Source organism: Streptococcus sanguinis SK49, assembly GCF_000212815.1.
In the GTDB taxonomy this organism is placed as follows: Bacteria; Bacillota; Bacilli; order Lactobacillales; family Streptococcaceae; genus Streptococcus; species Streptococcus sanguinis_C.
Window position 1 is genome coordinate 334,541 of the sequence record NZ_GL890986.1, and the last position, 23,636, is coordinate 358,176.

Annotated in this window: 28 protein-coding genes and 1 pseudogene; 5 read left to right on the top strand and 24 right to left on the bottom strand. The window is 42.2% G+C overall.

Features of this window, described 5'->3' with window-relative positions; all coding sequences use genetic code 11:
• Nucleotides 1–274: 274 nt before the first annotated feature.
• The 6 genes from HMPREF9380_RS01705 to HMPREF9380_RS01680 all read right to left on the bottom strand — a co-directional run bounded on the left by HMPREF9380_RS01705 (nt 275) and on the right by HMPREF9380_RS01680 (nt 4,312).
• Nucleotides 275–604: a hypothetical protein gene (locus HMPREF9380_RS01705; protein ID WP_004193376.1), complete on the bottom strand. Its 330-nt coding sequence runs from the start codon at nt 602–604 to the stop codon at nt 275–277.
• Between the two features lie 15 nt (nt 605–619).
• Nucleotides 620–901 (bottom strand): hypothetical protein, encoded by a 282-nt coding sequence (locus HMPREF9380_RS01700; RefSeq protein WP_004193378.1) that lies wholly within the window; start codon nt 899–901, stop codon nt 620–622.
• A 38-nt stretch (nt 902–939) separates the two neighbouring features.
• Nucleotides 940–2,664, bottom strand: coding sequence for a hypothetical protein (locus HMPREF9380_RS01695; protein ID WP_004193380.1), 1,725 nt, complete (start codon nt 2,662–2,664; stop codon nt 940–942).
• Nucleotides 2,657–3,100 carry a hypothetical protein gene (locus tag HMPREF9380_RS01690; RefSeq protein ID WP_004193382.1) on the bottom strand — a complete coding sequence of 148 codons (444 nt, stop codon included), beginning with the start codon at nt 3,098–3,100 and terminating at the stop codon, nt 2,657–2,659. Before HMPREF9380_RS01690 ends, HMPREF9380_RS01695 begins: the two co-directional genes overlap by 8 nt.
• A gap of 268 nt (nt 3,101–3,368) precedes the next feature.
• Complete coding sequence (locus HMPREF9380_RS01685) at nt 3,369–3,812, bottom strand: hypothetical protein (RefSeq protein ID WP_004193384.1); 444 nt, start codon at nt 3,810–3,812, stop codon at nt 3,369–3,371.
• A 47-nt stretch (nt 3,813–3,859) separates the two neighbouring features.
• Nucleotides 3,860–4,312, bottom strand: a complete 453-nt coding sequence (locus tag HMPREF9380_RS01680; protein ID WP_004193386.1) for a hypothetical protein — start codon at nt 4,310–4,312, stop codon at nt 3,860–3,862.
• Between the two features lie 462 nt (nt 4,313–4,774).
• Between HMPREF9380_RS01680 and HMPREF9380_RS12170 the strand changes: the two are divergent.
• Nucleotides 4,775–5,010, top strand: a pseudogene (locus HMPREF9380_RS12170) (hypothetical protein).
• Nucleotides 5,000–6,136 carry a YcjF family protein gene (locus tag HMPREF9380_RS01675; RefSeq protein WP_004193390.1) on the top strand — a complete coding sequence of 379 codons (1,137 nt, stop codon included), beginning with the start codon at nt 5,000–5,002 and terminating at the stop codon, nt 6,134–6,136. Before HMPREF9380_RS12170 ends, HMPREF9380_RS01675 begins: the two are co-directional and overlap by 11 nt.
• Before the next feature lie 114 nt (nt 6,137–6,250).
• Here the strand turns inward: HMPREF9380_RS01675 and rpsI are convergent, their stop codons facing one another.
• The 5 genes from rpsI to rlmB form a co-directional block, all read right to left on the bottom strand.
• Nucleotides 6,251–6,643 (bottom strand): 30S ribosomal protein S9, encoded by a 393-nt coding sequence (gene rpsI / locus HMPREF9380_RS01670; RefSeq protein WP_002902303.1) that lies wholly within the window; start codon nt 6,641–6,643, stop codon nt 6,251–6,253.
• A gap of 19 nt (nt 6,644–6,662) precedes the next feature.
• Nucleotides 6,663–7,109, bottom strand: a complete 447-nt coding sequence (gene rplM, locus HMPREF9380_RS01665) for a 50S ribosomal protein L13 (protein ID WP_002893769.1) — start codon at nt 7,107–7,109, stop codon at nt 6,663–6,665.
• A 180-nt stretch (nt 7,110–7,289) separates the two neighbouring features.
• Nucleotides 7,290–8,153, bottom strand: a complete 864-nt coding sequence (locus HMPREF9380_RS01660; RefSeq protein WP_004193395.1) for a DegV family protein — start codon at nt 8,151–8,153, stop codon at nt 7,290–7,292.
• Nucleotides 8,143–8,664 carry an NYN domain-containing protein gene (locus HMPREF9380_RS01655; RefSeq protein WP_002902298.1) on the bottom strand — a complete coding sequence of 174 codons (522 nt, stop codon included), beginning with the start codon at nt 8,662–8,664 and terminating at the stop codon, nt 8,143–8,145. The genes HMPREF9380_RS01660 and HMPREF9380_RS01655 overlap by 11 nt, the downstream gene beginning before the upstream one ends.
• Nucleotides 8,661–9,389 carry a 23S rRNA (guanosine(2251)-2'-O)-methyltransferase RlmB gene (rlmB, locus tag HMPREF9380_RS01650; protein ID WP_004193397.1) on the bottom strand — a complete coding sequence of 243 codons (729 nt, stop codon included), beginning with the start codon at nt 9,387–9,389 and terminating at the stop codon, nt 8,661–8,663. Before rlmB ends, HMPREF9380_RS01655 begins: the two co-directional genes overlap by 4 nt.
• 152 nt (nt 9,390–9,541) lie before the next feature.
• Between rlmB and HMPREF9380_RS01645 the strand changes: the two genes are divergently transcribed.
• A complete protein-coding gene (locus tag HMPREF9380_RS01645; RefSeq protein WP_004193398.1) occupies nt 9,542–10,498 on the top strand; it encodes an aromatic acid exporter family protein in 957 nt (318 codons plus the stop codon).
• 124 nt (nt 10,499–10,622) lie between these two features.
• On the opposite strand, the gene HMPREF9380_RS12175 is transcribed toward HMPREF9380_RS01645, so the two are convergent.
• The 9 genes from HMPREF9380_RS12175 to pnp all read right to left on the bottom strand — a co-directional run bounded on the left by HMPREF9380_RS12175 (nt 10,623) and on the right by pnp (nt 18,068).
• Nucleotides 10,623–11,045 (bottom strand): hypothetical protein, encoded by a 423-nt coding sequence (locus HMPREF9380_RS12175; RefSeq protein ID WP_002893775.1) that lies wholly within the window; start codon nt 11,043–11,045, stop codon nt 10,623–10,625.
• 358 nt (nt 11,046–11,403) lie between these two features.
• Entirely contained in the window at nt 11,404–11,835 is a 432-nt protein-coding gene (locus tag HMPREF9380_RS01640) for a DUF6892 domain-containing protein (RefSeq protein WP_004193402.1), read from the bottom strand.
• Nucleotides 11,836–11,854: 19 nt separating this feature from the next.
• A complete protein-coding gene (locus HMPREF9380_RS01635; protein WP_004193404.1) occupies nt 11,855–12,247 on the bottom strand; it encodes a Mini-ribonuclease 3 in 393 nt (130 codons plus the stop codon).
• The gene (gene cysS / locus HMPREF9380_RS01630) at nt 12,240–13,583 is read right to left on the bottom strand and encodes a cysteine--tRNA ligase (RefSeq protein ID WP_004193405.1); all 1,344 of its coding nucleotides are present in this window, start codon (nt 13,581–13,583) and stop codon (nt 12,240–12,242) included. The genes HMPREF9380_RS01635 and cysS overlap by 8 nt, the downstream gene beginning before the upstream one ends.
• Before the next feature lie 17 nt (nt 13,584–13,600).
• A complete protein-coding gene (locus HMPREF9380_RS01625) occupies nt 13,601–14,122 on the bottom strand; it encodes a dihydrofolate reductase family protein (protein ID WP_000301974.1) in 522 nt (173 codons plus the stop codon).
• Nucleotides 14,123–14,130: 8 nt separating this feature from the next.
• Nucleotides 14,131–14,895: a nucleoside phosphorylase gene (locus HMPREF9380_RS01620; RefSeq protein ID WP_004193407.1), complete on the bottom strand. Its 765-nt coding sequence runs from the start codon at nt 14,893–14,895 to the stop codon at nt 14,131–14,133.
• 13 nt (nt 14,896–14,908) lie between these two features.
• Nucleotides 14,909–15,127 carry a YdeI/OmpD-associated family protein gene (locus tag HMPREF9380_RS01615; protein ID WP_002922398.1) on the bottom strand — a complete coding sequence of 73 codons (219 nt, stop codon included), beginning with the start codon at nt 15,125–15,127 and terminating at the stop codon, nt 14,909–14,911.
• 30 nt (nt 15,128–15,157) lie between these two features.
• Nucleotides 15,158–15,775 carry a serine O-acetyltransferase gene (gene cysE, locus HMPREF9380_RS01610; protein ID WP_002899011.1) on the bottom strand — a complete coding sequence of 206 codons (618 nt, stop codon included), beginning with the start codon at nt 15,773–15,775 and terminating at the stop codon, nt 15,158–15,160.
• 91 nt (nt 15,776–15,866) lie between these two features.
• Nucleotides 15,867–18,068: a polyribonucleotide nucleotidyltransferase gene (gene pnp, locus HMPREF9380_RS01605; protein ID WP_004193410.1), complete on the bottom strand. Its 2,202-nt coding sequence runs from the start codon at nt 18,066–18,068 to the stop codon at nt 15,867–15,869.
• Between the two features lie 409 nt (nt 18,069–18,477).
• On the opposite strand from pnp, the gene HMPREF9380_RS01600 reads away from it, so the two are divergent.
• Complete coding sequence (locus tag HMPREF9380_RS01600; RefSeq protein ID WP_032907704.1) at nt 18,478–19,839, top strand: MFS transporter; 1,362 nt, start codon at nt 18,478–18,480, stop codon at nt 19,837–19,839.
• A 115-nt stretch (nt 19,840–19,954) separates the two neighbouring features.
• Nucleotides 19,955–21,751 (top strand): oligoendopeptidase F, encoded by a 1,797-nt coding sequence (gene pepF / locus HMPREF9380_RS01595; protein WP_004193414.1) that lies wholly within the window; start codon nt 19,955–19,957, stop codon nt 21,749–21,751.
• 50 nt (nt 21,752–21,801) lie between these two features.
• Here pepF and HMPREF9380_RS12065 read toward each other — a convergent pair whose 3' ends face one another.
• The 4 genes from HMPREF9380_RS12065 to HMPREF9380_RS01575 form a co-directional block, all read right to left on the bottom strand.
• Entirely contained in the window at nt 21,802–22,161 is a 360-nt protein-coding gene (locus tag HMPREF9380_RS12065) for a hypothetical protein (protein ID WP_004193416.1), read from the bottom strand.
• A 208-nt stretch (nt 22,162–22,369) separates the two neighbouring features.
• Nucleotides 22,370–22,684: a thioredoxin gene (trxA, locus tag HMPREF9380_RS01585; protein ID WP_004193418.1), complete on the bottom strand. Its 315-nt coding sequence runs from the start codon at nt 22,682–22,684 to the stop codon at nt 22,370–22,372.
• Between the two features lie 18 nt (nt 22,685–22,702).
• Complete coding sequence (locus tag HMPREF9380_RS01580) at nt 22,703–22,924, bottom strand: DUF4649 family protein (RefSeq protein ID WP_002899027.1); 222 nt, start codon at nt 22,922–22,924, stop codon at nt 22,703–22,705.
• Between the two features lie 189 nt (nt 22,925–23,113).
• Nucleotides 23,114–23,527, bottom strand: a complete 414-nt coding sequence (locus tag HMPREF9380_RS01575; protein WP_004193420.1) for a YjdF family protein — start codon at nt 23,525–23,527, stop codon at nt 23,114–23,116.
• Nucleotides 23,528–23,636 lie beyond the last annotated feature (109 nt).

The window sequence follows — 23,636 nt, forward strand, 5'->3', positions numbered from 1 at the left end:
AGTAATAAGTGCTGCTATTTTTCCAAATAGGCATGAAGCGAACAGGTAGGAAAGACCAACTCACCCGCTATCCCCCAAGGGAGCTATAGATACATCTATTATCCTTACAAAGAAAAATCAATCTTTAATAGAAGCATCCAAAAAAATGCGATCTTTTATAATCTTATTATAAAGTATAATCTCACAGCTTTTAAATTGGCTTCATAACAACTCACAAAAAATACTTCAGCAAGGAATTTCTTTCTAAATATCCCCCTTAAACCACAATACTTGCTTAGTTATTTTGCTTTTTAGCTTTTTTCTTATAGAGAGCATCTAATTGCTCCTCATAATCCCAACGAAGTTTTGAGCGTTCTTCACCGATATCATCGATTTGCTCAAGAACATCTTTTCGAAACAACTCTGCATTAGTATCCATTTGAAAAATATCGGAATACGCCTCCACAGGCAGTTCTCCGTTTGCTATTCGGTAAACTTCATCTTTTAATTGCTCTGTCGTATGAAGGACATAAGACAAATTGTCTTCTAAATATTCCTCTTTTTTCTTTAATTCCCTCATCTTTTTATCAAACTGTTCATCCAGTCTATAAATTTCTGCATTCATCTTTATCACCTATAACTAACTTTTGATTGGACTTGTTAATTCTGGTTTTGGCATTTGGGATAGATAGTCTTTAGCTGCATTTGCTGCTTGACCTTCTAGCCCATCCGTGATATTCGTGTTATATGTGTTTTTGGCATAATCTTGCAGTTCTTGTGCTTTGGTATCTAACGTTTGTTGAAGCGCCTCTCTCTTGGCCTTGGCAGCTACTACAGAGACTGTAACGGCCGCTTTTATAGCTAGTCTTTGTTGGCTCTTCAATATTTCTATTATAATATTTTCACTTATTTTTTCTGCCATAATTATCCTTTACTTTTATCGTTTAAACTTGAGTACAATCAAGAGAAGGCTGCAAAAATATCTGCAGCGCCTTGAGCATCTACTTGCTCCAGATTTTGTGCACACTGAATCATACTTTGAGAGAAATTAGTTATCTTAGTTTCAAATTCTTTTAAATGACTGATATTTGACTCGTTAATCCCTGAATCCCACAAGTTTTCAAAGGACAGTTCTGACATTAGTCCCTCTATCTCCGAATCAGACAATAAAAAACCCAAAATCTTAATAGCACTTCTACTATACTCAATAAATCCCTTAAGATTCGATTCGGCATCAGCCAAGGCAGTTTTCACTTCAGATATCTTTTGTTCAATATCTGAACCAGCCAATTCTACAGCAGTATACAACAGCTGGCTCCTCAGCAAAATACGATCTTCGTAACTACCTGCACGCTTGATTCTCTCGTGTAAGTTATTCGGATTATTAAGATCGAGATTCTTTCGATCCCAAGCCAAGGACTCCTTCTTTGCATCCTTGATGATTTTTTCATATTCCTTTTCATAATTTTTATATGTAGCTTTGAGTTTATCTATGTTATTAGCAATATTCCATGCTTCTTCCAAGCTCAACCCCAATTTTTCTTTTATCACAAGTACACTTTTTAAAATCTCTGATAGGTCTCCGCTCTTAATACTATCTTGTAGTTGTCCCGCTAATCTACTAAACTCACCCGGACTCATGGTTACTAATTTTTCAATCGCTTTTTCTGGAACATATTTTTTTATATTTTCAATGCTCTTTTTGTTTAATTCCGCAAGTTTATGACCTGCTTTCCATAATTCAGGATGATAGTCTTCAGAAACCTCCAAGAGATTTCCCTTACTATCTATCTGATAAGCGCCAAAGTCATGGGAGGAGTGTTTATCCATCATACTTGTATATTCGATCGGAACTACCACTCTGACATCACCAAGTTGCTGATCCCAAGGTTTATCACGATTGAGCATACTAACAGGATCAAAGGGATTAACATAATAAATTGTTTTAGCATCTAATTGTGGGATTTTATCGCCATAACCTGCTTTTTCCAGACTTTTAGTAGGATCCGGACCATCAAAAAGAACAATCTGACCAACCTTATTCAACTCTTTCTCATTAAGTCCTGCAACCCCTTGTATCGAAGTCATCGTCCCCAATGAATGAGCTGTTATATCCATCTTGGCATCTGGTGCTGCATATTGATTTAGTTCCGCAATTTTGGCCTTCATGCCTTCAGTAGCATGCTTGGCTTGTGGAACAATCGCGTCTGTCAGTGCAAAAGCTGCATCATTGTAAACCCAGTCTTGGAAGTTGAAATCGCTAGGGTTGTAAGTCTGCAAGTATCCACCCCAGTCCTTTTGTGCCTCATCTATATCAATTCCGAAACCATCACTCCCACGAACAGCAAAATAGGTCTGTTTGGTATTTTGGTTGATCGTATCTGTATCCGTGACATAATAAGCGTGGTATCCAGTTTCTTCATCCTCTAACAACTTTTTATTATCCGGTTGAAGATAAACCTTGCCACCATTTGGCAGATCCGTACCCCCGCCATGAGTTACTTTACCTTCCGAATCTTTTCCATCTGTAGAGAAATTAAATTCAACGGATTTCCCTGAATCAAGTGTTTTTTGAATTTTCGGATCCAATTGTTCATATGGAAACTTATTTGGTCTATCTCTGTAAGCTGATTCTGCTAATGAAGCATATAGATTATCAAAACTTTTTAAATTCCAATTACTCAAATAATCTTCCCCCTATTCTAATGTCGGATCCTATATACATCTCATCTAAATTTAATGTATTGTCCTCATTAATTGGGATATCTACTCCCCAACTCGATTCTTCAATATTATTTATACCTCCATAAACATTCATATAATATTCAGGAGTTGTCAGTCCACCATCACTCCATTGTGTATGATCCCAATCAATCTGAACGGATTCAACTTTCGGACTTTGTGCTTTTACCAAATCTATAATTTCTTGCTCATGCTTTTTTAGATAAGCGAGCTGTTTTTGTTTGATGGCTTCTTTATCATCTTTGATAGCCTTTTTTGAAGAAGTAACTTCCTTATCTTGTTTATTACTTTCTTTTTGAGTCATGGCGCATCCTCCTAAACTTACTAATACCACTATTGATGTAACTGTTACAAGTATGATTTTCGTTCGTTTCTTCATAGTGCCTCCTTGTATTGATTTGTTAATATTATACCGCTAATTTATTCTTCTAACAATACCAAGAAAGTTAAAATTTTTCTTTTTAAAACTTTTGGCTGTTGCCTTCTTGGATGGTCAACAAATATGTATTCATGACATTGATTTGCCTAAATCAAGTATTATCCATCTTTCCAAATCTAATTGTTCATATGGAAACTTATTGGGTCTATCTCTGTAAGCTGATTCTGCTAATGAAGCATATAGATTATCAAAACTTTTTAAATTCCAATTACTCAAATAATCTTCCCCCTATGTTAATGTCGGATCCTATATACATCTCATCCATATTTAATGTATTGTCATCATTAATTGGGATATCTACTCCCCAACCTGATTCTTCAATATTATTGATTCGCCCAAAAACATTAATATAATACTCGGGATTTGTAAGACCGCCATCACTCCATTGCGTCTGATCCCAATCAATCTGAACGGATTCAACTTTCTGACTTTGAGCTTTTACCAAATCTATAATTTCTTGCTCATGCTTTTTTAGATAAGCGAGCTGTTTTTGATTGACAGCTTCCTTGTCATCTGCAATATCTTTTTTTGTAGAAGTGACTTTCTTATCTTGTTTATTACTTTCTTTTTGGGTCATGGCACATCCTCCCAGACTTATGAGCGCTACTATTGATGTAACTGTTGCAATTATGATTTTCGTTTGTTTCTTCATAGTATCTCCTTGGAATGTTTAATTAATTATCAAGATCTAAATTTCAATTAGGAAAAAAGATTACCTCTTATTCTTAATTGATTACTAAGGAACATCTCATCCATATTTAATGTCCCATCATCATTTATTGGAATTAATATTCCCCAACTTGAACTTTCAGTATTATTGAAACTTCCATAAATTTGCAGCATTTTTCCCCCACCTTGAGGAGTACCATTACTCGCTTCACTCCATCTAACACCATCCCAATCAATCTGAACGGATTCGACTTTTGGACTTTGAGCTTTTACCAAATCTATAATTTCTTGCTCATGTTCTTTGAGATAGGTGAGTTCTTTTTGTTTGATGGCTTCTTTATCATCTTTGATAGCCTTTTTTGAAGAAGCAACTTTCTGATCTCCTTTATTACTTCCTTTTTGATTCATAGCGCATCCTCCTATACTTACTAGTGCTACTATTGAAACAACTGTCGCAATTATGATTTTCGTTTGTTTAGTCATAACGTCCCCTTAAATTTTTTGATATCACACTAATTTCTCTAAAACAACTGGTAACATCCATACTAATTTTTCAGTCACTCAAAACTCAATATTACACATCTAGTGTACTATATAAATTTTTAAAAATCTATAAATTACTAAATCTTAGCATGCTATTTTCTTAGACTTATTTTACAAATCATAGCCCCCATCTAGGGAGCACATACGCAAGACAGGTGGTTTATTTTTCTTGTACCTTGGAGAGCGAGAGAGGCTGAAAGCCACATAACTACTTTTCTATCTTCAATATCTTTGTCCCCTCTTCATTACAACTAATATTACTCTGCTAACATTACTTCAATTTCTATCGAAGAACTTGTTCTAAAAGCTTTAAAACAAAGAGATAAACAAAATCATTAAATTGACTCTTTTAATTTCTTATATGATATAATTATTTTAAAAATCATATTAGTGAGAAATATTATGTCAAAGACAAAAGGTAATAAAAAAGAAATTCTTCTAAAGTAAAATATATCCTAGGAAGCGGAGCTTTAATTTTAGCTTCTACAGTGATTCTGCCTAAAGTTTTGAAAAAAACTACAAATTATTTGTATAAAAAGCAAGTAAAAATAACTAATCGTCGAAAAATAAATTTTGATTGTAAAGACAAATTGGTTAAAAAATCTGAATATAAAAAGGTAGAAGAACATGCAAATTAATACTGACAATATTGCGCAACAATGTCTCAATGCTATTAACGATAGAATTCACAATTTAAAAAGATTAAACATCATCGTAATTGGGAAATCAGGCGTCGGTAAAAGCACACTAATCAACAGTTTGTTTAGAGGTAATTTTGCCGATACTGGACTAGGCCGACCAGTAACTCAGGAAATTCGCAAAATTGAAAAAAATGGATATCCTTTGGCTATCTATGATACACCCGGCTTTGAATTGTCATATACCCAACAGGAGAGTGTCAAAGATGAAGTCATTAAACTAATTAACAACGGTTACTCTTCTAATGATATCAATGAGGTCATTCACTGCATTTGGTATTGTATTAATGTCGGTTCCAACCGTACCTTTGATAGCTCGGAAGTGGAATGGCTCAGAGAGTTTTCCGAGAAAAATAAACAGTCTAAGGTCCCAATCATCGTTGTCCTTACTCAATCTGTACCTAAGAAGAAAGCACTAGAAATGAAAGCTCATGTTGAGCAGGAGAACTTAGATGTCTGTAAAGTTGTGCCAATTTTAGCTCAGGATATGGATTTTGATGAGGAATATGTCGCTAAAGCTTTTGGATTAGATACTTTGATTGATGTAATGTCTGAAGTCTTGCCAACTGAACTACAGGATACACTGCAAAATATCCAAAAAGTATCTCTGGAATCTAAAAAAAAACATGCTAGGGCAGTCATTGCAACTGCAGTAGCAGCAAGTTTTGGTGAAGGTTTCGCACCAGTTCCATTTGCAGATGCCTTCATGCTTGTGCCGACTCAGATAAGCATGATTACTGGCATTACTGTAATTTTTGGGCTTGATATCAATAAAACCTTTCTAACCGCCTTTGTATCCTCAACTTTAGGATCTGGGGGAGCAACATTCCTTGGAAAAACAATTGTTTCTAATATCCTCAAATTTATTCCCGGAGTAGGAACGGCAGTTGGCGGAACTATTTCCGGAACTACTGCCGGATTAATTACAACAGCTTTGGGCGAGGCTTACCTATTTTTAATGGAACAAATATTTAAAGGAGAAATAAGCAAAGAAGCACTAGGTACTCCTGCCGGACAAAAACAAATGACAAAACTTTTTAAAGAACAATTATCTAAAAAAAGATAATACCCCAAGATTTTGAATCTTGGGGTATTTTTAGGTTAAATTCCTTTTTACATCAAAAAAGACATCCAAGAGAAAATTCTTGAATGTCTGTAAAGGTTGATAGTATCGGATTGATTAACGTTTTGAGAATTGTGATGCTTTACGAGCTTTCTTAAGACCTGGTTTCTTACGTTCTACCATACGAGCATCACGAGTAAGAAGGCCTGCGCGTTTCAATGAATCGCGGAAGTCTGGGTCTACTTGAAGAAGGGCACGAGCGATACCGTGACGGATAGCTCCTGATTGACCAGCGTAGCCACCACCATCAACGTTTACAAAAACGTCGTATTGACCAACAGTTGAAGTAACTGCGAATGGTTGGTTGATAACCAAGCGAAGGTCAGCGTGTGGGATGTACTCTTCAACATCTTTTTTGTTTACAGTGATTTTACCAGTTCCTGGAACAAGGCGAACGCGTGCAACAGCGTTTTTACGACGTCCAGTACCTGCATATTGTGCTTGTGACATAGCTTATTTGTTCCTTTCCTTAGATAAGTCCTGAAATATCAAGAACTTCTGGTTGTTGTGCAGCGTGAGTGTGCTCAGCGCCTACAAATACTTTCAGCTTCATACCTTGAGCGCGGCCAAGAGTATTGTGCGGAAGCATACCTTTAACTGATTTTTCGATCAAACGAACAGCATTCTTAGAGCGAAGCTCACCTGCTGAGATTTGTTTCAATCCACCTGGGTACATTGAGTGAGTGTAGTAGATCTTATCAGTCGCTTTTTTACCAGTCAATTTTACTTTTTCAGCGTTGATAACGATTACGAAGTCACCAGTATCAGTGTGTGGTGTAAAGGTTGGTTTGTTTTTTCCGCGAAGTACGCTTGCTACAACAGCAGAAAGGCGTCCAAGAGGGACATCAGTAGCGTCCACTACATACCATTTGCGTTCAACTTCACCTGGCTTAGCCATGTATGTTGTTTTGTTCATGATTTCTCCTATGAATATCGTTTTTGTTTACAGGGCGGATGTTCCGGTCCGCGAGTTATTTGAAAGGTTCCGGGGCCTTACAAATGGGGTAAACAATACCGCCTACTATCATATCAAAAATAGTAGGCAAAAGCAATAGATTTGAAGCAATTATTTATGAAATAGCGATTTCATTCTTTCTTAATCTTGAATGTCTTGGGCAATACTAAAGAGTCCCAAAGTTCCAGGACCAGTATGGGTAGAAATGACAGGTCCCAGAGGCATGAGGAGAACTTCCTCCACTTGGTCGCTTTCCAGCAGCTGGGCTTTTAAACTCTCAGCAATCTCTTCGGCACCTGCATAGGCGATGACCACCCGCGGGTCAGCAACTCCCTCCAGAGTCATGCGGACCACTTCGGCCTGAGCCTTCTTCTTTCCGCGAACCTTAGCGACCGAGTCCAGAGTTCCATCTCCCTTGACAGCGATAATCGGCTTGATATTGACCAAGCTCCCCATAAGCGCAGCAGTTTTGGAAATCCGACCGCCCCGCATGAGGTGATTGAGGTCATCAACCAGAAAATAGGTCTTGACCTTAGGCACCAAGCTCTCAATCAAGTCCGCAGTCTGCTCCAAGGTCTGGCCTGCCGCTCTAGTCTCTGCTGCCTTCATGACTAAAAGTCCTTCACCCATGGAAGCCGCCTTGGTATCAATGATGCGAATCAGCGCATCTGGAAAATCTTCCAAGACTATCTCCCGTGCCATGACTGCACTCTGATAAGTACCCGATAGGGCCGAAGCAAAGGCTACATAGAGAACTGGTGTCCCTTCCTTGGCATAGCTGCGAAAGACATCTTCAAACTGGCCGACATTAATCTGGCTGGTAGTCGGCTTGCTGCCGGACTCCATCTTATCCAGAAGTTCTTGGCTGGTCAGCTTACCAGCGCCAACTGTCTCATAAGTTTGACCATCCAGCTGAATGGTCAGGCCTAGGACCTGCACATCATTTTCCTGGGTCCAGTTTTCTGGCAAGTCTGCTGTTGAATCGGTTAAAATTTTAAAGGTCATCTTTTTTCTCCATCATTTTTTGTAAATCTCGCAAAGATTGGCTGTCCATCGGTCGCAAGGGCGGTCTTTGCAGGTTGATTTGTCCGCTCAGCTTATTGAGGTCTGATTTGGTAACAGCTACTCGCTTCTCTAGCTCTCTAGCGGACACTCTCAAAGCTCCTTGGGCAAAGACAGTCCACTGCTCATTGAGATCGCTGGTCGCAACCGACACCTGATTTTTGGGTGTATTGAGCTCAGCTGCCAAGCGCTCGATATAGTCATCTGCCGTTTCCTCCTCCTCGGTGAAAACGACCGTTACATTAAACTCCTCATAGGTCTGCCGAACTCCCGGCATATACTGGGCATCAAAGACGCAGATAACTTCCAGTCCTTCAAAGCTGGCATAATTGCTGAGCTTCTGGAGCAGAATCGTTCGCGCGGCATCTAGTTCTCCGCGGTTAAAGTAAGGACGAGTCTCCCGCCAAAAGGCCGTCATATTGTAGCCGTCCACCAGTAAGATTTTTCTTTTCATAGGCGATTGCGAAAGACTTCATACATGAGAATTGCCGCTGCGACACTGGCATTGAGGCTCTGGACATGCCCATTCATGGGAATGGAAATCATCTCGTCCACCTGCTTTTTGATATTGCTGGAAATTCCCTTACCTTCGTTACCGATGATGAGGGCCAGCTTGCCTGCTGTATTCCACTTATGAGAAGGTGTCCCCTGCATATCCGTCCCGAAAATCCAGAAACCAGCTTCCTTGAGCTTATCCAGAGTCTGGCTGAGATTGGTCACACGGGCAATGGGAATATGCTCAATGGCACCCGTTGAGGTCTTGGCTACGACTGGTGTCACACCGACTGCCCTGTGCTTGGGAATGATGACTCCAGTCACATTGGTCGCGTCAGCCGTCCGCAAGATAGAGCCTAGATTATGCGGATCAGTCAGACCATCCAAAATCAGCAAGAGAGGATTGTCTTCCTGCTCTGCTTTTTTCAACAGAGCCTCGAAGTCAGTATAGGCAAACTCGGCCACTCGCAGAACAAAGCCCTGGTGAACAGCCCCGTCAGTCATTTCCTGCAGGGTCTTCTTAGGCGTCCATGAGATGGAAACCTTCTTTTCCGCTGCTAAATCTTTGATTTTGTCGACCTTTTTACCACGCAGGTCGTCTTGAATGTAGAGTTTATTTCCAGTGTTAGCCGCGAGAGCCTCTGTCACCGCATGCACACCGTAGACAATATCGTTTTTTTCCATAGGACTAGTATAACACAAAGGCGAACAAATGGCGGCAGGATTTACTCAGGCGAGACAGAATTCTGCTCTGATAAAAAGCAATCAGCAGCTTCCAAAATTCCCTACCAGTCATGCTATAATAGAAAGAAGTCTAAAAAAGGAAACCCTTACTCATGTCTCTCCTCCAACGCACCATCAAGCTAGTATTAGCTACCTGTCTCGCTGCTTGGCTGGCTGACTTTTTAGGTCTGGCCTACTCAACTTCAGCCGGAATTATTGCCATCCTCAGCGTGACTGATACCCGCCGCAGCACTGCTAAGCTAGCTGGTAATCGCTTTTTATCTACCCTGCTGGCTCTGGCTATCGGAAGCCTGGCTTTTCACTTTCTAGGTTTTCATCTCGGAACATTGGCCATCTATATCGCAATCTATGTGCCTCTGGCCTTTCGACTTGGCTGGGAAATTGGTATTACCCCCAGCACCGTCCTGGTCACCCATCTGCTCTTAGAAAAATCCACCTCCTGGTCACTCCTTGGAAATGAGCTAGCTCTATTTCTCATTGGAACTGGTTTTGCACTCCTTGCCAATCTCTATATGCCCTCGCGCCAGCAAGAGATTGACAGCTACCACGAGCGGGTAGAGGAACAGCTGAAAAAGATTTTGCTACGCTTTGAATATTTCTTAAAATCTGGAGACGGCCGAAATGATGCAGCTCTGATCAAGGAGCTGGATAAGATTCTGCAGCAGGCCTTGCAGCTGGTCTATCTGGATCACTCCAACCACCTCTTTCACCAGACCAACTACCATATCCACTACTTTGAAATGCGGCAGGCTCAAAACCGTATCCTACAAGACATGGCCGGCAATATCAACAACTGCCATCTAGCAGCCAGTGAAAGCTTGATTTTAGCCCGCCTCTTCTCCCAGACCGCTAAGCAACTGAGCCAAGAAAATCCCGCCCGAGACCTTCTGGACGAGATTGACAACTATTTAACCGTATTTCGCGAGCGGCCGCTCCCTAAGACCCGCCAGGAATTTGAAACCCGTGCCATACTTCTGCAGCTCCTGCGAGATTTGGAAACCTTTATTAGAATTAAGGTGGAATTTTACGAAAATTATAAAGAAGACTAGCTGTTTTGTTTGGCAAATAAAGTACTAACATCAAAAAAGAGATAAAGACTTTTAACCATCTTTATCTCCGCATTAAAACAACAAGTTTTCATTTCATGACATCGGCTATATAGCTGATGTCTTTTTAATTAGGTTCCTTAATATCATAAACCTTGTTTCCCTTAAAATAGACGTAATAGTCCTTATCATCCTCGTCCGCCCAAACGAAGCGAGTAAACATACCTGTCACATCCAGTCCACGTGGTTTACCTAGTTTTTTGACAACATCTTGGGCTGACATTCCTTTAGAAATACCGCTTAAACTTTCCACCTGCTTAGAAGAAGTGAATGTAATCAGCTTATTCATGACAACAGAATTTTCATCATAAGCAATAAGGATAGTATAATTATCCGACTTCCACAGGTCACCTCCACTACTGAGCTCTGAAGTTGGCTGACCCAACTTAGCACGTACTTCATCCTTTTTAGTAGCAACCCGATCAGACTCCTCTTCAAAATAAATGAGATTGATTGATTTAAATTCTTCCCACTTATCAATATCTTGCATATCAGTAAGGGCATCCAAAGATTGACCAAAATCATTAAAGAGAGTATATGGATCATCTTCAATTGCAGAAGACGAACTAGATGAGCTATAGTCATAGTCGTCATCAAAGTATTCTTTTTTCGAAGATGAACTCTGTTTTCTAGAGTAGCTAGAGCTAGATGAGGACGAAGTATTGCCACTTCGTCTGAAAAGAGGGACAAACATGCAGGCGCTAAGTGTCATCAGACTAAATAAGCATACTGCAAACAATATAAATTTTTTCATAAGATTCCTTTATTCAATTTAGATACATTATTTTACTGTATCTTAGGTTTATCTATCGCTTTTTCATAAAACATAAGAGCGTTATTACTAAATATTACTCTTCGATATCAATTCCTTTGGATTCAAATAAATCACGTACTTCTTTAGAAAATGGAAAGATTGTTCCGTCTATGGTTTTTAAATTCGAAAACTGTGATAGCTCTTTTTCACTCACATTTTCCAAATCAAATTGATCATCTTCACCATCCCATAAAGGGATTAATTGCGCATAGATATCATTACCTCCATCAAAGAAGAGGCTTTCCACATTCTGCGCATACTCTTTAGGTATTTCTAACCGTTCGAAATAAGCCTCTACTTCAGGAATTGGTGTCTCATCAAAGTCTTCTGGATCTACAGATAATTTCTCAGATTCACAAAAACTATAAACGTTAAATCGTGGCTCAAGCACGTTTTGTTCATACATTAACTCCTGAATAATAGCCAACTTGAAATTAAAATTGTCAAATTGTAAGAAATCACTCATAAATTAGTTCCTTTCAAAATCAGAACGAAGCCTCTATTTTCCGAATACACCAGTCAATCAGTTCTTCCAGTCGCTCAATAGATTCAGTCATATGCAGGTAGCCCATGACTGCTTCAAATCCTGTAGACATACGGTAAGTAACAATATCTGCATTCTTGGCCTTGGTGTGACTATTAGCATTGCGGCCACGTTTGTAGATATCCTCTTCCTTTTCTGTCAGGATCCCTTCTTCCAGCATGAGAGAGATAAGATTGGCCTGAGCCTTGGCAGAAACGTACTTGGTCGCTTCCCTATGCAGCTGATTGGGCTTAGTGAGCCCCTGAAAAATCAGGTGACGTCTTATATACATGGAGTAGACAGCATCTCCCTCAAAGGCGAGAGCAATGCCGTTAATCAGGTTGACATCAGTCACGGGTCCACCTCACTCCGTCCTTGGTATCCAAAAGCTTGATGCCCTGAGTGGCCAATTCATCCCGAATACGGTCTGCAGTTGCAAAGTCTCGATTAGCACGCGCTGCTTGGCGTTCCTCAATCAAGCGCTCAATGTCTGCGTCCAAGACTTCTTCTACAAAAACAATACCAAAAACTTCTAAGAGCTTGGCAAATGCTTCCTTAACTTCAGCAGTGTAGTTGCCAGAATTGATCCACTTGGCTAACTCGAAGACAACCGTGATACCATTGGCTGCATTGAAATCTTCGTCCATAGCAGCGGTGAATTTATCCAGAAAGGCTTGCAGCTGATTAGAGTCTGCCTGACCAGTGAAAGGCTGCTCATAGGTATTCTTCAAATACTTGAGATTGGTCGCTGCATCATGAACAGCTTTTTCTGTGAAATTAATCGGCTTGCGATAATGCTGGGTAGCAAAGAAGAAACGCAGCACCTGACCATCAATGGTCTTGAGGGCATCATGAACAGTGATAAAATTGCCTAGAGATTTAGACATCTTAACATCGTCAATATTGACAAAGCCATTATGCATCCAGTAGTTGGCAAAGGTCTGACCAGTCTTGGCCTCTGACTGGGCGATTTCATTGGTATGGTGAGGAAACTCAAGGTCAGCTCCACCACCATGGATATCAATGGTATCACCCAAAATCTCTGTCGACATAACCGAACACTCAATGTGCCAGCCTGGGCGACCTGCTCCCCAAGGACTGTCCCAAGAAATCTCACCTGGCTTAGCTGCCTTCCAGAGAGCAAAGTCCACTGGATTTTCCTTACGAGCAGTCTCCTCATCTGTCCGACCAGAAGCACCCAACTCCAAGTCTGCCAAAGTTTTGTTGGCTAATTTGGCATAATCACGAGACTTTTCCACGCGGAAGTAGACATCGCCCTCTGACTCATAGGCGTAGCCCTTGTCAACCAAGTCCTCAACAAAACGGATGATGTCAGCCATAAACTCCACCACCCGCGGATGACGAGTCGCAGGTTTCACACCCAGAGCTGAGACATCCTCACGAAAAGCTGCGATATACTTGTCCGCCACTTCTTTTGGTGTGATGCCTTCTTCCTTGGCGCGATGGATAATCTTATCATCTACATCTGTAAAATTGGAAATATAATTGACCTCAAATCCCCGATACTCAAAATAGCGACGAACTGTGTCAAAAGCTACTGTTGAGCGGGCATTGCCGACATGGATATAGTTATAAACCGTCGGACCGCAGACATACATGCGAACCTTGCCCTCTTCAATGGGCACAAATTCACGTAGGCTGCGGGTCATAGTGTCGTAAATTTTAATCATGCGGTCCACTCCCTTCTCTATTTCTGACTTTTTCGGCTGAAAACCAGCTCTGCAAAAGGGCCAAATTGTCTGAGGCTATCCAGTTGGTAAAAGCGCTGCCCTTCCTCTTGGGTAAAGAGGGGAACCCCCTTTCCTAGGATAAGGGGCGCTATCTGAATAATGAGGTGGTCGAAAAGATCCGCATCCAAGAGCGGTCCTACCAAGGAATTACCACCAATCACAAAGACATTTTTGCCTTTGTCAATCTGGTGAACAAAGTCCACCACATCCCCAGCTACTGGCTGGTAATTGCTGACAGGCAAGTGCCTATCATGCGTAAAGACATAGTTTTCCGTAGCTTGATAAAAACTTTCTACATCTTGCAAATCTTGGATTTCCTCAAAGGTCCGCTTGCCCATGATGGTGATATCCATTTGCCTGTAAAAGTCATCATAGCCTGTATCCTCTACAGAACCAAGCTGATGCAGCCAGTCTATCCTGTGCTGGCTGTCTGCCAAGTAGCCATCCATGGTGATACAGCCGTAAAAATATACTGCCATTCTTGTAGTTACCTTTCTAGTTCCTTTGCTATTGTCAAAGCGATAGTGAAAAAAGTCATGGCATCAGCTGTCCGCTCTTCATGGCGAGCATCCCAGGTTCGGTTATGATGATCCACATAGTCAGCTGTGTAGAAGAACTGATAGACTTTACTCTTGCGAAATTGACTCCAAGCCATGATAGCTGAAGCTTCCATGTCCACCACTTTGGCTCCCGCAGCCAAGCGACGCTTGACCTTATCAGGCGTTTCTCGATAAAAGGCATCAGTCGTCCAAGACTTGGTGCGGATATGCTCGATATTGTGCTTGTCAAAGATGGCTTCCAGCTTAATCAACAGGGATTCATCATAGGAAATTTCGTCACCCGGTGGGGCATAGTGATAGCTAGTTCCTTCATCTCGCAAAGCAGCCGCCGGAAGGATAATTTTATCCGCCTCGATTGAGCGATCCAAAACGCCACAGGAACCTAGAATGATGAAATTCTTGAAGCCTCTGGCTGCCAACTCCTCAAGTTGACCAACTATCATAGGAGCCCCAATCGGAGCCAACATAACTGCTAGTTTGCTAGGACCTTGACCATAAATATACCATGGATGCTGTCCGTTTATGCTTTTCAAATAGCCTCCCTGATAGACTTCTTCTGACTCAATCAAACGTTTCAGAATTTCCCCGTTAAAGGATAGGATGATGGTTTCACACACTTCACCCTTGTCATTGACTGGCTTTTCAGTTGGCTCAATCACTGCTGCTACATCTTCAAATTCCTCTAATAGCATAAGTTCTCTTTCTTTAAGGCTTCAGCAAATCCGCCTTCATCTTTTCTATGCGGCGCAGCTTGGTCTCATCTTTCTTGGCTTCACTGATATAGCGAGCCCATTCGCGCTGGTGGCTAGGCGGTAGTTTGGTAAAGCGCTCCTTGGCAAGACCGTCCAAACCTTCTTTCAGTTCAAGGACTACCTGCTTTAAAATAGCATCTGATAAATCTGACATGTCGGTTCCTCCCGTCATATTTTACTTAGATAACTTTGCTAACCTTTTCTATAGACTTGATGAATGGTGGCTGGCTTCACGGGCATGCTCTAGCTTGTCTAGATAGTATTCCCGTTTTTCCTCTACCTCGTGAATGGTTGGCTCGTCTTTCTCACCGTGAACACGGACAATCTTGGCTGGTACGCCAACCACCGTCACATCACTTGGAACATCAGCTACAACAACTGCACCAGCTCCGACCTTGGCCTTCTCGCCAATCTCAATTGGTCCGATAACTTGGGCATGGGCAGAGACCAGGGCACCCCGACGGACGGTCGGATGGCGTTTACCTGTATCCTTGCCCGTCCCGCCTAGGGTCACACCGTGGTAAAGCATAGCCCCCTTCTCCACAATGGCCGTTTCACCAATCACTAGGCCACTGCCATGGTCGATGAAGACACCTGACTCAATCTGAGCACCGGGATGAATCTCAATCTGGGTCCAGAAACGCCAGAATTGACTGTGCATGCGCGCCAGCAGCTTAAAGCCGTGCCGCCACAAAAAATGCGAGAGGCGGTGGGCCGCCAAAGCTTTAATGCCTGGATAGGTTAGCAAGACTTCCAACGACGTTCGTGCCGCTGGGTCATTTTCCTTTACAATATCAATGGATTCCTTCCACCAACCCATACTAGCCTCCTTCCTTCTCTAAACAAGGAGAGACGAGAACTAGGCTCGCCTCTGCCGATTTCTGATGAGGTCTACAGGGATAAGTGACCTCTTATTCTTCTGTTTTAGGGCTTTCTTGATGGTCTTTGTGACCTTTGTACTCCTTGTGCGGATGATGTCCCTTGTCATGGTGATGCTTTGGCTTATCAGACTTTGGTGGACGCGGCAGCAATACTTTCATGGAAGCATCTACTCGGCCTTTGGCATCAATCTTGATAACCTTGACATCCACTTCATCACCGATTTGTACGACATCTTCGACATTATTAGTCCGAGTCCAAGCCAGCTCTGAGATGTGAACGAGGGCATCCGTCTTGTCAAAGAGATTGACAAAGGCGCCGAATTTCTCAATCCGAACAACCTTGGCATGGTAAACTTCATCCACTTTTGCTTCGCGGACCAAGCCAGCAATGATTTCCTTAGCACGATTGATGGCGTCTTGGTCGCTAGAGTAGATGGACACATTTCCTTCTTCATCAATGTCAATCTTAACACCGGTCTCAGCGATGATCTTATCGATGGTTTCTCCACCTTTACCGATGACAATCTTAATCTTGTCCACATCAATCTTGATGGTGTCGATTTTCGGAGCGGTCGGAGCCAACTCAGGACGCGGAGCTGGAATCGTTGCTTCAATCAAGTCCAGAATTTCAAAGCGGGCTTTCTTAGCCTGAGCCAGAGCTTCTGTTAAGATCTCAGCTGTAATTCCTTCAATCTTGATATCCATCTGCAGGGCGGTAATCCCTTCACGAGTACCAGCTACCTTAAAGTCCATATCGCCAAAATGGTCTTCCAAACCTTGAATATCCGTCAGAACCGTGTAGTTGCTACCATCTGAAATCAAGCCCATGGCAATACCAGCAACCGGAGCCTTAATCGGCACACCACCTGCCATCAGAGCCAAAGTGCCCGCACAGATAGAGGCTTGGGAGGAAGATCCGTTTGATTCCAAGACTTCTGCTACCAGACGGATAGCGTAAGGAAACTCTTCCAAGCTAGGTAAGACTTGCTCCAAGGCACGTTCCCCAAGAGCACCGTGTCCGATTTCACGACGGCCAGGAGCCCCATAACGACCTGTCTCACCGACAGAATATTGCGGGAAATTATAGTGGTGCATGAAGCGTTTTTTGTATTCCGGATCCAAGCCGTCAACGATTTGCGTTTCGCCCATTGGTGCTAAGGTCAGGACAGACAAGGCTTGAGTTTGCCCGCGAGTAAAGAGACCAGAACCATGCACGCGCGGCAGGTAATCCACTTCCGCATCTAGCGGACGGATTTCATTAACCTTACGGCCGTCAGGACGGACCTTATCTTCGGTAATCAAACGGCGCACTTCTGCGTGCTCCATTTGCTCCAAGATTTCAGCCACATCACGCATGATACGGTCGAATTCTTCGTGGTCCACGTATTTCTCTTCATAAACTGCTGTGACTTGGTCTTTGACAGCCTGAGTTGCGGCTTCACGCGCCAGCTTTTCTTCTACCTGAACAGCCTTCTGCAAGTCGCTATTATAGGCTACGATAATCTCTGCCTGCAACTCTTCATCAACATGCAGCAATTCTACTTCTGCTTTTTCCTTGCCGACTGCTGCAACGATTTCTTCTTGGAAGGCAATCAATTCTTTGACCGCTTCGTGCCCTTTGAGAAGAGCTTCCAGCATGACATCTTCAGAAAGTTCCTTGGCTCCAGACTCTACCATGTTGATAGCCTCTTTGGTACCAGCCACTGTCAGTTCCAAAAGTGAAACTTCTTTTTGTTCCTTGCTAGGGTTGATGATGAATTCACCATCTACATAGCCGACTTGAACTCCTGCGATAGGGCCGTTAAAAGGAATATCTGAGATAGAAAGAGCCAGAGAGCTACCAAACATAGCGGCCATTTGAGGCGAAGCATCTTCGTCATAAGAAAGAACTGTATTGATAACCTGAACTTCATTGCGGAACCCTTCCGCAAACATAGGGCGAATCGGACGGTCAATCAAACGGGCTGTCAAAGTCGCATCTGTTGACGGACGGCCTTCGCGCTTGTTAAAGCCGCCAGGATATTTCCCAGCCGCATACATTTTTTCCTCATAGTTGACCTGCAATGGGAAAAAGTCACCAGTAGCCATCTTTTTGGACATGGTTGCCGCAGTTAAAACGGTACTTTCTCCATATCGAACAACGGCGCTGCCATTTGCCTGCTTTGCAACCTGACCGGTTTCAACTACCAGATCACGACCTGCAAAAACGGTTTTAAAAACTTGTTTTGTCATAAAGACTCCTTGCCGAGCACATGCTCAAATTTTTTCATACGCCTTGGCTACAAAGATCAAGATATTAATCCCTTAAGCAACCCATAGGAGGTGTTCAGTTAGCACCGTGACTTTAATTTTATGTTCTTAGTAGCTTATTATATCCTCATCTTTGTATCAAGCACGTACAGACCTTATTTTACCACAATTTCAGGCAAAAGAAAAAGGCTGGAAATGGCTTTTTTCTAGAAAAGTACTGAAAATCTATTTTTCTTTTCTATAGCTGATTATAGTTGGCTGTCAGAGTTCGTTTTTTCCCTTTCGATTCGTCAAATAAGATGGCGGTATAGCCATTATTCACTTTTCAAAGAGAACTTCTTGCTTTATAATAAATACAGTGACTCATTTCAAACATGTAAAGGAGACAATCGTGCCAGAACATCAAACAGTTGAAAAGAAAGATTTTTTCTCGCTCCTTGCGACAGCCTTAGTCTGCTTTGCAGGCATCTTATCTGAAACCAGTATGAATGTAACCTTCCCGCATCTAAGTAAGGTCTTTGGCTTAGGATTGGGAACGCTGCAATGGATTACGACAGGGTATTTACTAGCAGTGGCCATCACGATTACTTTAGGAGCGACCTTAGCTCACAATTGGAAAGAGCGAACCATCCTCTTTACCGCTTTGGCCAACTTTTGCTTGGGCACACTGATTGACATGTTGGCTCCAAGCTTTCCCATCTTGATGGTAGGGAGAATCCTACAAGGAGGAGCTACTGGATTAGCCATTCCTTTGCTCTTTAACTTGATTGTTGAGCGTGTTCCTAAGCAAAAAATCGGAACCTACATGGGCTTATCTGGGATGGTGGTTAGCCTAGCACCAGCAATTGGGCCGACTTACGGTGGTTTTATGATTAGTCGTTTTGACTGGCATATGATTTATACCTTTATTCTTCCTGTCCCAATCATTTCCTTTATTCTTGGCTTTTTCTTTCTAAGAAATTCAGAGAAGTCTAGGAAACGCGCCTTTGATCTTCTCTCATTTCTCCTCTTAGCAAGCTCACTCGTCTTTGCCATTGTAGCCATTTCCAGCTTAGAAGAAGGACATATCGATTGGCTCTATCTTGTTCTCTGCATAGTGCCACTAGCCTGCTTTATCTATCGGAGCTTGAAAATCGATCATCCATTCCTAGATATTCGGATTTTAAAGCAACCGACGGTCTTATTGGCTATTTTACCCTTCTTCATTTTTCAGTTTATCAACCTATCGGCTAATTTTCTGATTCCCAACTTCCTGGTCATAGAAAAAGACATTTCAACCGCTCAGGCAGGCTTTGCATTACTTCCAGGAACCATGCTTGGAGCCTTCCTATCTCCTCTCTTTGGCAAGCTCTATGATAGAAATGGTCCTAAACCAACCCTTTTTACAGGAAATTCTCTTCTTTTCCTTGCTGTATTCTTGCTCCTTATCTTCACAAAAGAACTCACCTTAACAGCTGTTATTGCGATTTATATTTGCTTTACCTTGGGACGAAATATGGCCTTTAATAACACACTAGCCCTAGCGACGACTCAAGTTGATAAAGGAAAGACTGCAGATACGACTGCGCTGTTTCAGCTGGCCCAGACCTTTGCGGGCGCAATAGGTACCGCAGTAACGGCCGTCATCGCTAATCAAGCTCCCAATATGACAAAAGGAACTCAAAACGTCTTCACCCTGCTATTAAGCCTGGTTATCTTCGTATTCTTGTCTTATCTACTGCTTTTTAAAAAGATTGCTGCAAAGAAACATTGACTTTTATCCTCGATCTGATAAACAGCTAAAAATTACTGACTTATCCTTCTCCCCCAAAGACATTTTGGGGGATTTTTTGCTATACTATTTCTATATATGACAAAAGGAGTAGACTATGGAACAAAAACATCGTTCTGAATTTCCGGAAAATGAACTCTGGGACCTAACGGCCCTTTACCAAGACCAGGAGGACTTCTTGCGGGCCATCGAAAAGGCCAGAGAGGACATCCAGAAATTCGTCCGTGATTACCAAGGCAATCTCAGCACTTTCGAAGATTTTGAGCGGGCATTTGCTGAACTAGAGCAGATTTATATCCAAATCAGCCACATCGGTAACTACGGTTTTATGCCACAGACCACTGACTTTGGTGACGAGAGCTTTGCGCAGATTGCCCAAGCAGCCATGGAGTTTGAGACCGAGGCCAATGTCGCACTCAGCTTCTTTGACGACGCCCTGGTCGGTGCAGACGAAGCTGTCTTAGAGAAATTAGGCCAAGAGCCCCATCTGACATCAGCCATTCGCCAGGCCAAAATCAAAAAATCCCACTATCTGGGAGCGGATGTCGAAAAAGCCTTGACTAATCTGGGCGAAGTATTTTATAGCCCACAGGATATTTACACCAAGATGCGGGCTGGCGACTTTGCCATGGCTGACTTTGAAGTAGACGGCAAAGTTTACAAAAACAGCTTTGTCACCTATGAGAATTTCTACCAAAATCATGAAAATGCAGAAATCCGCGAAAAAGCTTTCCGCTCTTTCTCTGAAGGCCTTCGTCAGCATCAAAATACTGCTGCAGCTGCCTATCTGGCTCAGGTCAAGTCTGAAAAACTGCTGGCTGACATGAAGGGATATGACTCTGTCTTTGACTACTTACTAGCAGAGCAAGAAGTTGATCGCTCTATGTTTGACCGGCAGATTGACTTGATTATGAGCGAATTTGCCCCAGTAGCTCAGAAATACCTCAAGCATGTCGCTAAGGTAAACGGACTTGAAAAAATGACCTTTGCCGACTGGAAGCTGGACTTGGACAGCGAGCTCAATCCCGAAGTCAGCATTGATGATGCTTACGATCTCGTCATGAAATCAGTCGAGCCACTCGGACAAGAGTATTGTCAAGAAGTTGCCCGCTATAAGGAAGAACGCTGGGTCGACTTTGCGGCCAATGCTGGAAAGGATTCTGGAGGCTATGCTGCGGATCCTTATCGGGTTCACCCTTATGTCCTCATGAGCTGGACTGGTCGCATGAGCGATGTCTATACTCTGATTCACGAAATTGGCCACTCTGGTCAGTTTATCTTCTCTGACAATCACCAAAGCTATTTCAACGCCCACATGTCCACCTACTATGTGGAAGCACCGTCTACATTTAATGAACTCCTGCTCAGTGATTATCTGGAACGCCAGTTTGATAATCCTCGTCAGAAACGCTTTGCCCTGGCTCACCGTCTGACAGACACCTACTTCCACAACTTCATCACTCACTTGCTGGAAGCCGCCTTCCAACGCAAGGTCTATACTTTGATTGAAGAAGGCGGAACCTTCGGCGCAAGCAAACTCAACGCTATCATGAAAGAAGTCTTGACAGAATTTTGGGGCGATGCCGTTGAGATTGACGACGACGCTGCCCTGACTTGGATGCGCCAAGCCCACTATTATATGGGACTTTACAGCTACACTTACTCCGCAGGATTGGTCATCTCTACCGCTGGCTACCTACATCTGAAAAATGACGAGAATGGTGCCCGTGACTGGCTGGAGCTACTCAAATCTGGCGGCAGCAAGACTCCGCTTGAGTCTGCTATGATTATCGGAGCAGATATTTCGACAGACAAACCACTCCGCGACACCATCCAATTCTTGTCTGACACAGTTGATCAGATTATTGCTTACAGCGAGGAGTTGGGGGAGTAAAGAATAAACAAAATCAGCTTGAATTTCGTTCAAGCTGATTTTTAAATAGTTTAATAAAAATAAAGAGGCCCAAAAAAGCGGAGATAAAGTAAAATATAGGCACTAAAACAAGCGATAAATATAAGCCATCTTGTCCAGTACTGTGACTTAGTATAACTCTTCATTCGCAATAGCCCGATGAAGAACCAGATCAGACTCCAAAAAACCAGGCCTAATATCTGAGGAGCAAAATACGAAATTAAAAGTAAAACAGGAATCAACAAAGCCAATACTAGTATGATTCTTTTTTGCGTGATCTGCTCTCTAGGAATCATCCACCCCACAAAAAAACAGAAAACCGCTGGAGCAACAAATGGTGTAAAAATCATAAAGATAAATAAAATATATTTTAAAAACTCAATAATAATCATCACCACATTCCCATCGTGTTTTAAATAACCTAGATCTCTAGCGCGACCCGTTGGAAAAAATTTACCTCTACCTATTATACCTTAAAATATGCATTTTCAAACAAAAATTTTAAATTGACTCATTATTGTTATAATCGAAATAAAAAAGACCGCTCCAAAACAAGAGCAGCCTCATTTTAAAACAGGCCTATATAACCGTAATCTTACTTTATCCCAACTCCGCCACAATGGCTTTAATCTGCTGGGCAGTATGAACACCCGCTAGCTGCTTGACGACCTGACCGTCTTTTTTAAAGAGCAAGGTCGGGATAGACATGATGCCAAAGTCGCGTGCTGTAGCTGGATTTTCATCCACATCCATCTTGACAATCTTGAGCTCCTCTTCGGAAACTTCCTCTGAGAGCTTGTCAAGGATTGGCCCCTGCATCCGACAAGGTCCGCACCAAGTGGCCCAAAAGTCAATGAGCACTAATCCATCTTTTGTTTCTTGCTCAAATGTTGCATCTGTGATTGCTTTTACCATTATTTTTCTCCTTTATTCTTAGTCAAACTTTGTCAAATCCTGCTTCATCAGGAAAAAGAAGACGTCCCCGTAAGTACCCTGGTAGTTCAAATCATGGCCTTTATAAGTCAATTTTTTAACTGGGTAATAATCTGCCACTCCAATCAAGCAGGCCTGCTGGGACTGCTCAAACTCCTGATAAGACTCAAAGGTCATCTTCCGCTCCTGCTTGACAGCATCCAAATATGTGATTTCAATCATAACTTCTCCTTTTCAAAACTACTCTTGTAATTTTTATTTTATGATTATATTGTAATCTCTTTTGTTACATCTATCAAATAAAACGACTTGGAGATATCACTTCGCCTTTCAAGCCACTCACCGATTTCCTGACAAACAAAAAAAGCCTCCCATCGGAAGACTTTCCCATATAAATAAGAAAAACCAGGCTCAATGCCCCTTGTGCTTTTCCAATCGTTTTTGCTGTTTGAGTTCGAATTTCCTTTGCTTAGCCAGTTCTTTCTGCTGCTTGCGCTTGACTCGAGCAATTTTCTTTTGCTCTTCTAATTGCAGACTCAGCGCTTCCTGAGACTTTGAAGAACGTGAAGCCATCTGCTCCTTTTTAGCCTGTCTCTGCAGGCGTTTGGGACTGATGGACTTAGCCTTCTCCTTTACCCTGATGCTAGGACTAAACTGCAACCGATGATAATAACGGTTTAGAAAATCCAACAATTCCTGCGCGCTAGGCTCTGCACCAAAGGTGACTCGGCAAACTCTATAAGATTGAGCATGTTCCTGCTCGAAAAGACCGTGCCAAAATCCCTCTTCAAAATAAACTGTCAGCGTCATTGAAATCTTATCCATGACAGCACCTCCTTTAAAAAATCCCTAAGAATGGACAACCAAGGAGGAAGGTTACTGACAAAAAATGGATTTTTTGCGTCTGGACTACCAACCAGAACTGTGTTTTTAT